Source organism: Brachybacterium sp. (assembly GCF_052095815.1).
Taxonomy (GTDB): Bacteria; Actinomycetota; Actinomycetes; order Actinomycetales; family Dermabacteraceae; genus Brachybacterium.
The window spans coordinates 116,120-131,319 of sequence record NZ_JBQDLF010000006.1; the positions used below are offsets into that span (position 1 = coordinate 116,120).

Sequence of the window (15,200 nt, forward strand, 5' to 3'; positions counted from 1 at the left end):
CCTGCTCGGCGAGATCTTCGGCGAGGCTGGCCAGCACGCTCGTGCCGCCGTCGGCGTCGCGGTGCTCCCGATGGATGCACCGGTCGAGCTCGACCTGCTGGTGGAGCTCGACGACGCCGAGCTCCCGAACGCCTGAGCGGCACGCCGTGAGTGAGCACGTCCCGCAGCGGGACCCGGCGGCCCCTGCCGTCGAGCTGATCACGGTCCGCGCCGACAACCCGGGGCCGATGACCCTCGCCGGCACCAACAGCTATCTGGTGCGCGACGGGGACGAGGTCTGGATCGTCGATCCCGGGCCGAAGGATCCCGAGCATCTCGCCGAGCTCCTGCTGAGCTGCGGCGACGGTGCGCGCCCCCGGGGGGTGCTGGTGACTCACCGGCATCAGGATCACACCGCCGGTGCCGCCACCCTGGCGAGACAGCTGGCCGCCCGCAGCGGGCACGAGGTGCCGTTGTGGGCCGCGGACCAGTCCGGGGTACCCGGCTCACGTCCGCTGCCCTCCACCCTCGAGAGCGACCAGGGGACCGTGGGGCACGTGATCCACCTGCCCGGGCACACCTCCGACTCCGTCGGGGTGCTGATCGACGGCGGTCGGCTGCTCAGCGGCGACACCCTGCTGGGCGGCTCCTCGACCGTGATCATCCCGGACGACGGAGGCTCGCTCACCGACTACCTCCAGTCGCTCGCGATCCTGCGCGCGATGACGGTGGACGGGCGGATCGGCTCGATCCATCCCGGCCACGGGCCCGCCTACGACTCGCCGCTCGACGTGCTCGAGGCGCTCGACGAGGCGATCGCCCACCGCCGCGAACGCATCGAGCAGGTGCGCCGGGCACGGACAGCGGGAGTGCTGACCATGGACCGGCTCCTGCGGGTGATCTACGGTGCAGAGCTTCCCGCGCAGCTGCAGAATGCAGCCCGCTGGAACCTCCGCGCCGCGCTCGACCACCTCGCCGAAGGGCATTGAGCCGGGGCGTTCGGCCGCGCCGCGGGGAGTCCGTGCTGCCCCCAAGCGAGGACTGCACGCCCCGACACGCGAGCTTGACCCGGCCTGACCCGACCCGACACGTGGGCCTGGCCCGGCCTGACCCGACCCGACACGTGGGCCTGACCCGGCCTGACCCGACCCGATACGTGGGCCTGACCCGGCCTGACCCGACCTGACCCGGCACGTGGACCTGGCCTGACCCGACACGCGGGCCTGCAACGCCGAGACCACTGATCCCTTCCATATTCGGAAGGGATCAGTGGTCTCGATGCGCGTGTTTCGCCACGGCGGGCGCCGGCCGACCTAGCGCAGGCCCGAACGGGCGCGGGCCCGACCTAGCGCAGGCCCGACCAAGCGGGGACGACTCAGCGGGCGCGGCGGCGCAGACGCTCGACGTCTGAGATCAGGACCGCGCGGGCCTCGAGGCGGATCCAGCCGCGAGAGGCGAAGTCCGCGAGCGCCTTGTTGACCGTCTCACGGGAGGCGCCGACCAGCTGGGCGAGCTCCTCCTGGGTGAGGCCGTGGGCGACCATCACGCCGTCGTCCGTCTGGCGACCGAAGCGCTGGGCGAGGTCGAGGACGTTCTTGGCGACGCGGCCGGGGACGTCCGCGAAGACCAGGTCGGCGAGCGACTCGTTGGTCTTGCGCAGGCGGCGGGCCAGTGAGGCGAGCAGATGGCGGGCGACCTCCGGACGCTGGGCGAGGACCCGGTAGAGGTCCTGCTGCGAGAGCGAGAAGAGGGTCGACTCGGCGACCACGGTGGCGGTCGCGTTGCGCGGCGCCGGGTCGAAGAGGGACAGCTCGCCGAGCGTCTCGCCCGGGCCGAGCACCGCGAGCAGGTTCTCGCGGCCATCGCCCGAGGCGTGGCCCACCTTCACCTTGCCCGAACCGATGATGAACAGACGGTCGCCCGGATCCCCCTCACGGAAGATGATGGCGCTGCGGTGGTAGTCCTCCTGCTTCATCGACGCCAGCACGGCCTGCTTGCCGTCCTCGTCGAGCGCAGCGAACAACGGTGATGACCGTACGATGTTCTCGTCCACGGAACCTCCTGAGTGTGGGGCCCCGACTGCCGGGGCCGTGCTGTGAGACGCCTGTAACGGACGCCACGAAGACCGGTGGCGACTGTCACATGATGGTCAAACACTATCGTGCTCGCGGCGCAGAGGCCCGCCACCGGCCTGAGGAGGTGCTGTTCAGATGTCGAGGTCGGTTCTTCATGCGGACGACGGAGGCGACGCCGTGGCCGCTGCTGCCCGGGCTGACGGGGCGCTCGTCGCGGCCGCTCTGCAGGATCTCTACCCGGGGGCCCGCACTGAGCTCGACCACCGAGACGCACTGGAACTGCTGGTCGCGACGGTGCTTTCGGCACAGACCACCGACGTCCGCGTCAATCAGATCACCCCGGAGCTGTTCTCGCGCTGGCCCGATGCGACGGCACTCGCCGAAGCGGACGAGGCGGCGCTCACCGAGGTGGTGCGCCCGCTCGGAATGGGTGCGACACGGGCGCGTCGCCTGATCGGGCTGGGCCGGGGACTGGTCGAGCGGCATGACGGCGAGGTCCCTGACGACCAGACCGCGCTCGAGGAGCTGCCCGGTGTGGGCCGCAAGACCGCCCACGTGGTGCGCGGTGCGTGGTTCGGCCACTCGCTGCTGGCCGTCGACACGCATGTGGGTCGGCTCGCCCGGCGCCTGGGATGGTCCACGGCCGACAATCCGCGCAAGGTCGAGGAGGATCTGGTGGCTCACCTCGAGGCAGACGGCACCGGCGCCGAGGCCGAGGACCTGACCGTCCTCGGACTGCGCCTGATCCTCCACGGCCGCCGGGTCTGCATCGCACGGGCGCCCCGCTGCGGGGACTGCACCCTGCTCGAGCTCTGCCCCCAGGTGGGGGTCGCATGAGCGGCGCACCCCGTTCTGCTCTCCATCTCCCGGGAGATGCGCAGTTCCTCGCCCCTCTCGCGGCGCGCGCCGCGGCGGGCGAAGTGCTGGTCAGCCGCGACCCGGACCCGCGGGACCCGGACCCCCGCGGGCGAGCGGTGCGCCGCAGCGCCGTGCTGATACACATCGCCGGCACGGGGCTCGACGATGCCCGAGTGGTGCTCGAGGAGCGCGGGCATGCGCTGCGCTCGCAGCCCGGGCAGTTCTCACTGCCCGGCGGGGGCCGTGACCCCGGGGACCGTGACGACGTCCACACCGCACTGCGGGAGGCGCAGGAGGAGACCGGACTGGATCCGGCCGACGCGCACGTGCTCGGCGCCTTCGCCCCGATCCCGATGCCCTGGCGCATCCAGCGCGTCACCCCGGTGCTGAGCTGGTCGCGGTCGGTGCCGCAGCTGGGCGTGCAGGACCCGCTCGAGGTCGAACGGCTGGTCTGGGCGCCGCTGACCGGCCCGGGCTCTCTGACCGATCCGGCGCACCGGCTCCGCGGACTGCTGGGCGGCCAGCGGGTGGGGCCGGCCTTCGATCTCCCCGGCGATGCGTTCGTCTGGGGCTTCACCGCGATGATCCTGGAGAAGGTGCTCACCGGGCTCGGGCTGGACCCGGTCTCCGACACCGCCCCGACCCGCGAGATCCCGCCCGAACGGCGCCGCTGACCCCGACGGCGGTGGCTGTCGTCACCTCGCGAGAATCCGCTCGCCAACCGCGGGTCAGGGCACGATAGACTCGAGTGTTGCCGGACGGTCTCCGGCAGCACCTCGGGGTGCAGCAGGAGCGGCCGGCACGGACGCTCCGCGGGCCCCGGACACCAGTACCAGCAGACCGATGAGCAGCAGACAAGGAATGGGATCCACGTGCCACGCGGCAAGGTGAAGTTCTACGACGCCGAGAAGGGGTTCGGCTTCATCCTCGACGACGAGGATGGTCAGAGTGTCTACGTGCACGCCTCGAATCTGCCCGAAGGGGTCAGCGCCCTCCGGCCCGGCGCCCGGGTCGACTTCGACATGGTCGATGGCCGCCGTGGCCCGCAGGTGCTCTCGATGCAGCTGCTCGAGCCGGCCCCTTCCGTCAGCCGCGCACGGCGCCAGAAGCCCGAGGAGATGGCGGGGATGGTGGAGGACCTGATCCGCCTGCTCGACGACGCCTCCAACGGGCTGCGTCAGGGTCGTTACCCCGATCGCGGGCATTCCCAGAAGATCGCCACCGTCCTCCGTGCCGTTGCCGACAACTTCGAGGCCTGAGAAATGACGTCACCGACCACCGCCCCACGCCGCGCCCGCACCGCTCGGCCGAAGCTGGACGCGATCGCGTCCGCTGCCATCGAGCTCGCGCATGAGGCGCTGCTCGAGGTCACCGAGCCCGGCCAGGTCGGCGAGCACCTGCGGGCCGAGGCGAGCGGGGAACGGCTGGTCACCCACGTCTTCGAGTGCACCATGCCCGGCTACCGCGGCTGGTCCTGGGTGGTGGTGCTGACCCGCGCCTCCCGCGCCAAGGCCGCGACCGTCGCCGAGACCGCGCTGCTGCCCGGCGAGGATGCGATCCTCGCTCCGGACTGGGAGCCCTGGTCCGAGCGGCTGAAGCCCTCGGATGTCGGTGCGGATGATCTGCTTCCCTACCGTGATGACGATGAGCGGCTCGAACAGGGCTACGAGGCCACCGGGGACGAGGACGCCGATCGTGTCGCCCTGTGGGAGCTGGGCCTGGGTCGTACCCGGGTGCTCTCCTCAGGGGGTCGCAGCGAGGCCGCTGAGCGGTGGATCGAGGGCGACTTCGGGCCGCGGGAGACCTCCGGTCGTGGCCGTCGTGGGACCGTGGCGGCCAACTGCACCAGCTGCGGCTTCCTCTCCAAGCTCTCCGGTTCGCTGCGCGGCGAGTTCGGCGTCTGCACGAACGAGTGGTCCCCGGCGGACGGTCGCGTCGTGCACCTCAACTTCGGATGCGGTGCACATTCCGAGACCGGTCAGCAGGAAGAGGACCGGGAGATCCCCCGCAGCAGCGGTGTGATCGTCGACGAGCTCGACGTCGAATTCCAGCACGTCGCACCGGCCGGTCAGGACGCACCGGCCGACGCCGCGGCGCCGGTGGTTGCTGAAGTCGCCGAGGTCACTGAGGCTGCTGAGGTGGACTCCCCCGAAGCGCCCGCGACTCCCGACGCGGACTCGCCCGAGGACTGACCCGCACTCGCGGTCCGTCCTTGCAGTCATGTGCGCTTCTGTTCCACGTCCTGGAACGGAAGCGCACATGACTGCGTGGTGGCCGGGCCTGTGGGTGGTCTGAACCTGTGCGGTGGCCGGGCCTGATCGGCAGCACGGAGCTGGCGCCGGTGTGGGCGGCGTCTTAGAGCCTGTCGCCGTCAGTGCAGGGAGACGGCGACGCGGGCCAGGAGGGCCTCGATCGCGAGCAGCGGAGGCACGTTCCCGCTGATGCGCTCCCGTGCTTCCTGCACCGCCTCGAGCAGACCCAGCGTGATCCGCCCGGAGCCCCGCGCGGCAGCCTGCTCGATCTCGGAGGTCACGTCGATATTGACCAGCTCCGAGCCGGTGCCCAGCTGACGGCTCAGCACATCGCGGAGCACGGAGTGTGCATCCAGCAGGTAGCGGTCCAGCACATCGCGGACCAGACGGGTCTGCCGCCGCTTGGCATCTTCTTCGAGCTGACGCAACTGTGAGCGCAGGGACGGTGGCACCTTGCCATCCTCGATCCCGGCCGAGTGCAGGAAGCGCTCCTTCTCCTCCGCGGCGACCAGGTCCGCATGCTCCTTCGCCTCGGCGGTGGCGCGGTCCACCAGCGTCTGGGCAGCGAGCACCGCCTGACCGGCACCGCGCAGGGAGAGCAGGGTGCGCGCGGACTCCTCGCGGGCCGCCAGCGCGCCCTGCTGGGTGGCGTAGCGCAGCGCCAGCCCGATGTGCCCCTGGGCGGCGCGCGCAGCGCGCACCGCAAGGGCCTCGTCGACACCGTCACGGCGTCGCAGGAGCTCGGCGACCACAGCCGAGGACGGCACCGAGAGCGACACCAGGCGGCAGCGGGAACGGATGGTGGGCGCGAGGTCCTCGGCGGAGGGGGCGCACAGCATCCACACGGTCGACGGCGGCGGCTCCTCGATGGATTTGAGCAGCACGTTGAAGGTGCCGGCGGTCATCCGGTCGGCGTCCTCCACGATCAGCACCCGATGGCGACCGGTGGCGGGAGATCGCTGGGCGGTCATCACCAGCGCGCGCACCTCCTCCTTCGCGATCGAGAGCTTGTCGGTGGCGACCACAGTGACGTCCGGGTGGGTACCGGCGAGGGTGGTGCGGCAGGCGCGGCACTGCCCGCAGCCGCTGCCCTGCTCGCACTGCAGGGTGGCTGCGAAGGCGCGGGCGGCGGTCGAACGGCCCGAGCCAGGGGGCCCGGTCACCAGCCAGGCCTGCGCGAGGGAACCCTCGGGAGAGGCGGCACGACGGAACTGGGCGACGGCAGCTTCCTGCCCCACGACGTCGGCCCACACCCCACCGCGAGTGCCGAAACCGGTCGCGGTCACTGCTCGTCCCGGTGCCGGGTGGGCGGAGCCGGTTCGAAGGTGGGATCGAACAGGCCCAGCACCTCGGCGACGGCCGTGAGCACACGTGCATGGACCTCGTCGCGCGGGAGCGTCCCATCGATCACCGCGTAGCGTGTCGGATCCGCGGCGGCGAGGTCGAGGAACTCCTGGCGCACCGACTCGTGGAAGGCCAGGCCAGCCTCCTCGAGCCGGTCCAGGGTGGCCGGGTCACGACGCTCATCGAGGGTCTGGGTCGGCACATCCAGCAGGATCGTGCGGTGGGGGAGCAGACCCTCGACCGCCCAGAGCGACAGCGAGGTGATCTCGTCGGCATCCAGGTCACGCCCGGCACCCTGGTACGCGACCGAGGAGTCGAGATAGCGATCGCTGAGCACCAGCCCACCGCGCGCCAGATGCGGACGCACCACGGTGGAGATGTGGTGTGCACGGTCCGCGGCGTACAGCAGCGCCTCCGCACGGGGCTCCACATGCTCGCCGTGCAGCAGCAGCTCACGGATGCTCTCGCCGAGCGGAGTGCCGCCCGGCTCCCGGGTGGTGAGGATGAGGTCCTCAGCGACGGAGCGCTCGGTGACCAGGTGGTCCCGCAGCATCTGCATCTGGGTGGACTTCCCGGCGCCGTCACCTCCCTCGAAGGAGATGAACACTCCGCGCCGTGGCGGATGCGGTGAAGGGATGCGCAGGCCACGCACCGGTTCCAGGAGGCTCATGCGGTCACCTCGCCGGGATAGACCACTCCCAGCTCCGTTCGCATCGCGTCCATCGTGGACATCACGCTGAGGGTGTCCGCCCAGCTCATCAGCGGGGATTCGAGCTCGCCGGCGGTGATCCGACGGGCCGCCTCGGCGATCTCGTAGGCCATGCCGTCTCCGCGCGCACCGGGATGTTCGAATTGGGCCGAGCGCCCGTCATGGAGGGACACTGTCAGGGTGCCGGGAGCGAAGAACGGACCGGACAGCCGGGCCGTTCCCGCGGTGCCGCTGACGAAGGCCTCGGTGGGGGTGCGGGCCAGCAACGTCGCGGACAGGCGCGCGCGGCCGCTCTGCTGGCCCTGGGCGAGGACCGCGATGTAGGCGTCGACTGCGGTGTCGGTGAGGTGGCCGCGCACGGCGAGGTCGGAGAGATCACCGAGCACCATCTGCGCGAAGGAGACCGGGTAGACACCGAGATCGAGCAGAGCACCGCCGCCGAGCTCGGGAGCGAACATGCGATGCGTGGGATCCGCGGGGAAGGTCTGTCCGTGGTCCGCGGTGACCTCGATGATCTCGCCGAGCAGACCGGAAGCGATCACCTGACGGAGCACGTCGTACTGCGGCAGGAAGCGAGCCCACATCGCCTCCATCGCGAACACTCCGCGCTCACGGGCGAGGTCCAGCAGATCGCGGGCCTCGCCCACGTTGAGGGTGAAGGCCTTCTCCACGAGCACGGGGATGCCCGCCTCGAGCACCGGCCGGGTCAGGGCATGGTGCTGGGCATGGGGGGAGGCGACGTAGACGGCATCCAGCCCGCCCGCGGCGAGCATCTCCTCGACGGAGTCGAAGGCTCGCTCGATGCCGTGCTTCTGCGCGAACTCCTCGGCGCGCTGCGAAGAGCGGGAGACGACGGAGACCACCCGGGAGGCGGTGGCACGGTACGCGGTGGCCGTGAACTGGTCAGCGATATGGCCCGGAGAGATCACGCCCCAGCGCAGACCCGGCGCGGCGGCCGGGTCGAGGACGGTGGTGGGCGGCAGCGTCAGCGAGGGTGCTGCCGCAGGCGCTTCGGATGCGTCGGTCTCGGTCATGGGTCCAATCTATCGGTCGGGCTGGCACCCGGTCCGCTCTCGGCGAATCCACAGGTGATGGGGTCTGTGGAGGGAGCGCAGTCGGTGCTCGATCGGTACCTGAACCCCTCCCGGATGCTCCTACACTGGTGACATCGAGCACACGTGGTGCTCGCGTCAGAACAAAGGAGTTTCGGCATGCTCAACAGCACTTCTCGTCCTCTCGCCTCGCGGCGCACGGTCCTCGCCGCCGGCGGCGTGACGACGGCGGCCGCGGCGCTGGCCGCGTGTTCCGGTGGGTCCTCCGATGGTGGTGGCGGCGGTGGCGATGCGCCCGCCGCGGACTTCGAGGAGCGGGGCCCGATCACCCTGGCCAAGGGCAAGGACACCACGGGCAAGCTCGCCGAGTTCCTGGAGACCTGGAACTCGGAGCACCCGGATGAGGAGGTGACGCTCATCGAGCTGCCCGAGTCCTCCGACGAGCAGCGCCGTCAGATGATCAACAACGCGCAGGCGAAATCCGATGCGTACACCGTGCTCGGGCTGGACGTGGTCTGGACCGCCGAGTTCGCGGCGAACCAGTGGGTTGTCGAGCTGCCGCAGGACAAGTTCCCGCTCGATGACCTGATCCCCGCCACGGTGACGACCGCCACCTACTTCGACAAGCTCTACGGGGTCCCCTTCATCACGAACGCGGAGCTGCTGTTCTCCCGCACCGACCTGCTCGAGCAGGCAGGGCTCGACGGCCCTCCCGAGACCTTCGAAGAGATGTACGCCGCGATCGAGACGCTCCAGAAGGAGGATCCGGAACTGCTCGGCTTCGGCTCCCAGTACTCCAAGTACGAGGGGCTGACCGTCCAGGCGGCCGGACTCGTGGCGTCGGCGGGTGGCGAGCTCTTCGACGCCGAGGGCAAGCCCCACGCCGATTCGGCGGAGGCGCTCACCGGGATCCAGACCGTCCGTGACGGTTTCGATAAGGGCTTCATCCCCCAGGAGGCGCTGACCTACAAGGAGGAGGAGTCCCGCGCGGCCTACCAGGACGGCCGCCTCGCCTTCTTGCAGAACTGGCCGTACGTCTGGGCGCTGGGCCAGGCAGAGGACGGCTCCTCGTCGGTCAACGGGAAGATGGTCGCCAGCCTGGTGCCCGGGTTCGACGGGCCCGGCAGCTCGACGCTCGGCGGGCTGAACCTCGGGGTGAGCGCCTTCGCGAAGAACAAGGGCACCGCCGTCGACTTCATCTCCTTCATGGTCGATGCCGTCCAGCAGAAGGAATGGGGTCTCGCGACCGCGCAGGCTCCGGCGAACGTCGGCGTCTACGAGGATGCGGACATGCTCGAGGCGTTCCCGTTCCTGCCGCAGCTGAAGGAGGCGATCGACAACGGGGCCAGCCGTCCCGCCGTCGTCCAGTACGGCGAGGTGACCCAGGCGATCCAGGAGGCGGCCTACGCCTGCTTCTCCGGTGAGACGGATGCCGAGCCAGCGATGAAGGATCTGCAGACCAAGCTGACCGAGCTCACGGCGCAATGACTTCCACCGCCGCTCGCTCCGCGACGATCGGCGGCAGGCGTGGGAAGAGAATCGGCGGCGACCACGGCAGGATGGCGTACCTCCTCCTGCTCCCCACGCTGGTCCTGCTCGCGCTCGTCGTCGGCTTCCCGCTGGTGCTGTCTGCCTGGCAGTCCCTGATGCAGTCGGGCCAGGGGATCGACCCGGCCACCGGACTGATCATCAAGGGCGACACGTTCGTCGGACTGGACAACTACATCGACGCGGTCACCGGCACGGGCGCCGGGGCAGGGTTCTGGAACGCGTTCTGGAACACCACCCTGTTCACCGTCGTCGGTGTGAGCATCGAGACCGTGCTCGGCGTCGCGATGGCGCTGATCATGGCCAAGGCGATGCGCGCGACCGGGCTGGTGCGCGCCTCGATCCTGATCCCGTGGGCGATCCCCACGGTGGTCTCGGCCCTGATGTGGCAGCTGATCTTCGATGCGAACGGCATCGCGAACCGGCTGCTCGACTACCAGGTGCTGTGGACCACCGAGGGCTGGCAGGCCAAGGCCGCGGTGCTCATCGCCGACATCTGGAAGACGGCCCCGTACATCGGTCTGCTCACCCTTGCCGGGCTGCAGACCATCGACAAGCAGGTCTACGAGGCGGCGACCGTCGACGGCGCGAATCGCTGGCAGACCTTCTGGAGGATCACCCTCCCGCTGGTGCGCCCGGTGCTCGTGGTGGCGGTGCTGTTCCGGCTCCTCGACGCGATGCGCATGTTCGACCTGCCGTACGTGCTGCTGGGGACCCTGGACTCTGGCCAGACCCTCTCCATGCTCGCCACCGACGCCGCCGCCAAGACGAACTTCGGTGCCGCCTCCGCGTACTCGATGGTGCTGTTCGCCTACATCTGCCTGGTGGCGTTCCTGTTCATCAAACTGCTCGGGGCCGACGTCATCGGTGATCAGAACCGTCCGCCGAAGAAGAGGCGAGTCCCGCGCCGCCTGCGCACGACCTCCGAAGGGAGCATGCCATGAGCACCGCCACCACCACCGAGGTCGTCTCCCGCACGGGCGAGGTGCTGAAGCCCAAGAAACACAAGGGCCGGATCCTCGGCTCCGTCGTCATCGCGCTGGGCATCGCGTTCATCCTGGTGTACTGCCTCGCGCCGTTCTACTGGATGATCGTCTCCGCGCTGCGCCGGCCCAGCGAGGGCCGCTCGACGGAGCTGATCCCGAGCCCGATCAGCGTCGAGAACTTCATCGCGGTCTTCGACCCGTCGAACCACTTCGCCCGCGCTCTGCTGAACTCGCTGATCGTCGCCGGCAGCACCACACTGCTGGTCCTCGTGCTGGGCGTGTTCGGCGCCTACGCGCTGGCCCGGCTCGATTTCCGCGGCAAGGTGCTGGTCATGTTCCTCATCGTGGCGACCTCGATGTTCCCGGTCGTCACGCTCGTGGTCCCGCTGTTGAAGCTGTTCAGCGGCGGTTTCGTGTGGTTCCCTTTCAACTGGATCAACACCTACCAGGCGATGATCCTGCCGACGATCTCGTTCGCGCTGCCACTGGCGGTGTGGAACCTCAACGCGTTCTTCCGGCAGCTGCCGGTCGAGCTCGAGCAGGCGGCGATGATCGATGGGACCACCCGCTTCGGGGCGTTCCGCAGGGTCATCCTGCCGCTGGCCGCGCCCGGGGTGTTCACCACGGCGATCATCACCTTCATCGCGGCGTGGAACGAGTTCCTCATCGCGCTGACGATGGTGAACGCGCCGCTGATGCAGACCGCGAACGTCGCGATCTCGAAGTTCACCGGCATCTCGCAATTCGACACCCCGTACGGCACGAAGATGGCCGCCGGCGTGATCGTGACGGTGCCGCTGATCATCATGGTGCTGATCTTCCAGCGCCGCATCATCGGCGGTCTCGCCGCCGGATCGGTCAAGTGACCGGGAGGCGCAGAGAGGCACGGGGATCCGTGGTGATCCGCTGAGCAGCGGACGACGACAGACGGGGCGGGGCGACATCGGTCGCCCCGCCCCGTCCGTGGTTCTGCGGGCTACCCCTTCACGGAGCCTGCTGTCATGCCGCGCACCAGGAAGCGCTGGAGGCCGAAGAAGACCAGCATCGGGATCACCATCGAGACGAAGGCGCCGGCGGTCAGGAGCTCGGCGCCCTGACCCTGGGTGCCCAGCATCTGCTGCAGGTTCACGATGATGGTCTTGTTCTCGCCGCCGCCCAGGAACAGCTTGGCGATGAGCAGGTCGTTCCACACCCACAGGAACTGCAGGGTGGCGAAGGCGGCGATCGCGGGGGAGGACATCGGAGCGACCAGGCGCCAGAACGTCTGGAAGTGCGAGGCTCCGTCGATCTTCGCGCTCTCCACGACCGAGCCCGGCAGGGTGGCCATGTAGTTGCGCAGGATGTACACCGCCAGCGGCATGCCGAAGCCGGTGTGCAGCATCCACACCGCCACGAACTGTCCGTTGATCCCGAGCCCTCGCGGGCCGAGCATGTCCAGCATCGGCTGGAAGGCGACCTGGATCGGGACCACCATCAGCGCGACGATGACGATGAACAGCACGTCCTTGCCGGGGAACTGGATGAACGTGAACGCATACGCGGCGAAGGCCGCGAACATGATCGGCAGCACCGTCGCCGGCACCGCCACCACGACCGAGTTGACCAGCGAGCTGGTCGTCGAGGAGTTCGAGAGCACGGCCGTGTAGTTGTCCAGCGTCCACCCGCCCTCCCACAGCGAGGTCCACCAGCCGGTGGAGGCCGCGGCCTCGCGCGTGCGCAGGCTCGTCACCAGCAGACCGATCGTGGGGATCGTCCACAGCAGCGCCAGCAGCGGCATCGCGATCATGGCCAGGGGGGAGCGCTTGCGTCCGTCCTTCATGGTGCCGTTCATCGGTTCGCCTCCTGCTGCCTGAAGCTCTTGACCTGGTAGATCAGGATCGGGATCACCAGGATCAGGAGCACGACCACGATGGCCGAGGCCTGCCCGGCCTGCTGATCGGTGAACAGCTTGCGGAAGAAGAGGTTCGCGATCACGTCGGAGTCGTACAGACCGTTGGTGGTGACGTAGATCAGATCGAACACCTTCAGCACCAGGATCAGCACCGTGATCAGCACGGCGAGGAGGGTGGGCCGCACCTGCGGGAAGATGATCTGCCAGAAGATGCGCATCTCACCGGCGCCGTCCATCCGCCCCGCCTCGACGGTGTCCTCGGGGACGCCCTTGATCGCGGAGCTGATCAGCACCATCGCGAAGCCCGTCTGCATCCAGATCAGGATCACCATCAGCGCGATCGAGTTCAGCCGACCTGTCTCGATCTGGTACCACGGCTGCGGATCCCCGCCGAGGGTGGTGACGATGGCGTTCAGGAGCCCGGTCTGGGCGTCGCCGGGGGAGTTGTAGGCGTAGACCAGGATCCAGATCGTCGCCGCTCCCACGAAGCTGATCGCCATCGGCAGGAAGATCATCGACTTCGCGGCGTTCTCCCCGGCCGGGGAGAGCTTGTCCGCGAGCACCGCGACGGCCAGGCCGAAGGCGACCGTGACCACCGGGACGATGAGGATCCACAGGAAGTTGTTCAGCAGCGTGGACCAGAAGTGCCCGCTGGAGAAGATCGCCTCGTAGTTGGCCAGCCCCACCCACGCCGTCGAGTCGTCGTTGGCGAAGGAGTACACGATCGTCTGCACGGTCGGGTACAGCAGGAACAGGGCGATCAGGCTGAACCCCGGGAGCAGGAACGCGTAGGGGATGAGCCCGGCCGCGAACCGGGTGGGGAAGCCCTCGATGCAGATGTTCAGGAAGTAGAAGAACACCACCGAACCGCCGATGCCGACGATCAGCCCCAGCAGCCCGATGAGGATCCCGGAGTTCGCGAACCAGTCCGGGTAGTAGGCGAAGGCGAGGAAGGCGTTGCAGACGACCCAGGCGGTCACCGCCATCCCGATGATGCCCACGAGCACGCGCACCGGGCGTGCGCCGCCGCGTCCCCGGTCCTCGGCCTCCGTCGGTCCCTCCGACCCCGTGCGGGTCGCGGTCGCGGTGGTCATTCCGGCCACCCGTTCTCGATCTCGTCGCAGACCTCCTGGGAGGTCTTCGCGCCCTGCAGCCACTCGACCATGCCCTTCCAGAAGGAGCCCGAGCCGACGGCCGTCGGCATCAGGTCCGAGGCGTCGTAGCGGAAGACCGCCGCTCCGGAGGCGATCTCGGCGACCTGCCGGGTGATCTCGTCGGAGTACTGCGAGAGGTCGAAGGTGCGGTGAGGGCTCAGCCAGCCGCCGGCCTGTGCCCACTCGGCCCCGAAGGCGTCCGAGGCCATGAACTCCATGACCTTCACGGTGTCGTCGTCAAGGGTGAACAGGGCGGCCAGATCGCCGCCGCCCAGGATCGGCTGGCCGTCGAAGCCGTCCTCCCAGGTGGGCATCGCGTAGACGCCGACCTCCTCGTCCATGTTCGCCATGACGTCCTCGGGGAAGAAGCCGGTGACGAAGTTGCCCTGGCGCACGAGCATCGCCTTCGGCGGATCCTCGAACAGGGGCAGCGGCGCCTCGGAGAAGGGGGTGTTGATGATGGCGTCGGTGCCGCCGAGCACATTGCCCTCGGTCTTCAGCAGATCGCCGACCAGATCGAAGACCTGCACGACCTCCTCGGAGTTGAAGGGGAGGCGGTGCTTGACCCAGTCGTCGTAGACCACCGGGCCGTGGACGCGGAGCATGAACTCCTCGATCCAGTCCGTGCCCACCCAGCCCGTCGCCTGGTCGGCGCCCCAGCCGTCGGACCACGGCGCGATGCCGTCGGCCTTGATCTGCTCGGTGATCTCGTAGAGCTCCTGCATGGTGGCGGGCTTGTCGCCGTAGCCGCCCTCCTCGTAGGCCTTCTTCGGGAACCACAGCAGCGACTTGCACGCCATGCGCATCGGGGCGCCGTAGACGCGGCCCTGCAGCCGGGCAGAGTCGAGGAAGCCCGGGATCAGGGTCGAGTTCAGCTGGTCGTAGTCCAGGAACACGTCGATCGGGGTGATCATCCCCTTCGCGGCCAGATCGAACATGCCGCCGGGCTGGGGGAACAGGGCGATATCGGGGGCGTCGCCCGCTCCCGCGCGCTGCTGGATGGTGTTGGTGAAGTCGGTGTCCGGGGTGTAGGCGATGGTGATGCCGGAGTCGGACTGGAACTTCTCGAGCGAGGCGAGGAACGCCTCCTCCTCCTGGCCGCCGAAGGCGCCGAGGATGCTCACCGTGCCCGAGCCGGGGGTGTCTCCCGGGGTGTACCGCTCGACCGGACCGCTGCCACCGCCACCGGCAGGGTCGGGATTCTGGAGGCATCCGGTCATCCCGAGGGCGGCGGTGGCCGCGGCTCCGGACATGACCGCACGCCGACTGGGACGTCGAGCCATGATCACTCCTTTGTGGGCTCTTCGCGGTTGGTGGTGAAGGAGAGCGTCGCGTCGCTGGCGTAGAACGGC

The 15,200-nt window shown here is 69.3% G+C and carries 15 protein-coding genes and 1 pseudogene; 9 read left to right on the forward strand and 7 right to left on the reverse strand.

The window, feature by feature from the left end; all coding sequences use genetic code 11:
- Window positions 1–136 (forward strand): annotated as a pseudogene (locus tag ACTH43_RS04370) (RidA family protein); the annotation flags it as partial.
- A 10-nt stretch (window positions 137–146) separates the two neighbouring features.
- On the forward strand, window positions 147–968 hold the full coding sequence (locus ACTH43_RS04375; RefSeq protein WP_441443701.1) for an MBL fold metallo-hydrolase: 822 nt from the start codon (window positions 147–149) through the stop codon (window positions 966–968).
- A gap of 386 nt (window positions 969–1,354) precedes the next feature.
- Here the strand turns inward: ACTH43_RS04375 and ACTH43_RS04380 are convergent, their stop codons facing one another.
- Window positions 1,355–2,032, reverse strand: a complete 678-nt coding sequence (locus ACTH43_RS04380) for a Crp/Fnr family transcriptional regulator (RefSeq protein ID WP_345076476.1) — start codon at window positions 2,030–2,032, stop codon at window positions 1,355–1,357.
- 199 nt (window positions 2,033–2,231) lie between these two features.
- Here ACTH43_RS04380 and ACTH43_RS04385 point away from each other — a divergent pair, with 199 nt between their 5' ends.
- The 4 genes from ACTH43_RS04385 (at window position 2,232) to ACTH43_RS04400 (ending at window position 5,104) form a co-directional block, all read left to right on the forward strand.
- The gene (locus ACTH43_RS04385) at window positions 2,232–2,891 is read left to right on the forward strand and encodes an endonuclease III domain-containing protein (protein ID WP_441443702.1); all 660 of its coding nucleotides are present in this window, start codon (window positions 2,232–2,234) and stop codon (window positions 2,889–2,891) included.
- Window positions 2,888–3,586: an NUDIX hydrolase gene (locus ACTH43_RS04390; RefSeq protein ID WP_441443703.1), complete on the forward strand. Its 699-nt coding sequence runs from the start codon at window positions 2,888–2,890 to the stop codon at window positions 3,584–3,586. Before ACTH43_RS04385 ends, ACTH43_RS04390 begins: the two co-directional genes overlap by 4 nt.
- A 198-nt stretch (window positions 3,587–3,784) precedes the next feature.
- The gene (locus tag ACTH43_RS04395) at window positions 3,785–4,171 is read left to right on the forward strand and encodes a cold-shock protein (protein WP_441443704.1); all 387 of its coding nucleotides are present in this window, start codon (window positions 3,785–3,787) and stop codon (window positions 4,169–4,171) included.
- Window positions 4,172–4,174: 3 nt separating this feature from the next.
- Window positions 4,175–5,104 (forward strand): DUF3027 domain-containing protein, encoded by a 930-nt coding sequence (locus ACTH43_RS04400; protein ID WP_441443705.1) that lies wholly within the window; start codon window positions 4,175–4,177, stop codon window positions 5,102–5,104.
- Window positions 5,105–5,283: 179 nt separating this feature from the next.
- Here ACTH43_RS04400 and ACTH43_RS04405 read toward each other — a convergent pair whose 3' ends face one another.
- The 3 genes from ACTH43_RS04405 to ACTH43_RS04415 are packed head-to-tail and all read right to left on the reverse strand — an operon-like array spanning window position 5,284 to window position 8,251.
- The gene (locus ACTH43_RS04405) at window positions 5,284–6,450 is read right to left on the reverse strand and encodes a DNA polymerase III subunit delta' (RefSeq protein WP_441443706.1); all 1,167 of its coding nucleotides are present in this window, start codon (window positions 6,448–6,450) and stop codon (window positions 5,284–5,286) included.
- On the reverse strand, window positions 6,447–7,178 hold the full coding sequence (gene tmk / locus ACTH43_RS04410; RefSeq protein ID WP_441443707.1) for a dTMP kinase: 732 nt from the start codon (window positions 7,176–7,178) through the stop codon (window positions 6,447–6,449). Before tmk ends, ACTH43_RS04405 begins: the two co-directional genes overlap by 4 nt.
- Window positions 7,175–8,251 (reverse strand): Gfo/Idh/MocA family protein, encoded by a 1,077-nt coding sequence (locus ACTH43_RS04415; RefSeq protein WP_441443708.1) that lies wholly within the window; start codon window positions 8,249–8,251, stop codon window positions 7,175–7,177. The genes tmk and ACTH43_RS04415 overlap by 4 nt, the downstream gene beginning before the upstream one ends.
- 177 nt (window positions 8,252–8,428) lie before the next feature.
- Here ACTH43_RS04415 and ACTH43_RS04420 point away from each other — a divergent pair, with 177 nt between their 5' ends.
- From ACTH43_RS04420 to ACTH43_RS04430, 3 genes are all read left to right on the forward strand, one after another.
- Window positions 8,429–9,757, forward strand: coding sequence for an ABC transporter substrate-binding protein (locus ACTH43_RS04420; RefSeq protein ID WP_441443709.1), 1,329 nt, complete (start codon window positions 8,429–8,431; stop codon window positions 9,755–9,757).
- A 71-nt stretch (window positions 9,758–9,828) separates the two neighbouring features.
- A complete protein-coding gene (locus ACTH43_RS04425) occupies window positions 9,829–10,761 on the forward strand; it encodes a carbohydrate ABC transporter permease (protein ID WP_441443710.1) in 933 nt (310 codons plus the stop codon).
- The gene (locus tag ACTH43_RS04430; protein ID WP_299299298.1) at window positions 10,758–11,669 is read left to right on the forward strand and encodes a carbohydrate ABC transporter permease; all 912 of its coding nucleotides are present in this window, start codon (window positions 10,758–10,760) and stop codon (window positions 11,667–11,669) included. The genes ACTH43_RS04425 and ACTH43_RS04430 overlap by 4 nt, the downstream gene beginning before the upstream one ends.
- Before the next feature lie 110 nt (window positions 11,670–11,779).
- Here ACTH43_RS04430 and ACTH43_RS04435 read toward each other — a convergent pair whose 3' ends face one another.
- Genes ACTH43_RS04435 through ACTH43_RS04445 form a run of 3 tightly spaced genes read right to left on the reverse strand, consistent with a single transcriptional unit; the run spans window position 11,780 to window position 15,131 of the window.
- Window positions 11,780–12,634 carry a carbohydrate ABC transporter permease gene (locus ACTH43_RS04435; RefSeq protein ID WP_441443711.1) on the reverse strand — a complete coding sequence of 285 codons (855 nt, stop codon included), beginning with the start codon at window positions 12,632–12,634 and terminating at the stop codon, window positions 11,780–11,782.
- Window positions 12,631–13,788, reverse strand: coding sequence for a carbohydrate ABC transporter permease (locus ACTH43_RS04440; protein ID WP_330885706.1), 1,158 nt, complete (start codon window positions 13,786–13,788; stop codon window positions 12,631–12,633). The genes ACTH43_RS04435 and ACTH43_RS04440 overlap by 4 nt, the downstream gene beginning before the upstream one ends.
- Window positions 13,785–15,131 (reverse strand): ABC transporter substrate-binding protein, encoded by a 1,347-nt coding sequence (locus ACTH43_RS04445; protein ID WP_441443712.1) that lies wholly within the window; start codon window positions 15,129–15,131, stop codon window positions 13,785–13,787. The genes ACTH43_RS04440 and ACTH43_RS04445 overlap by 4 nt, the downstream gene beginning before the upstream one ends.
- Between the last annotated feature and the right edge of the window lie 69 nt (window positions 15,132–15,200).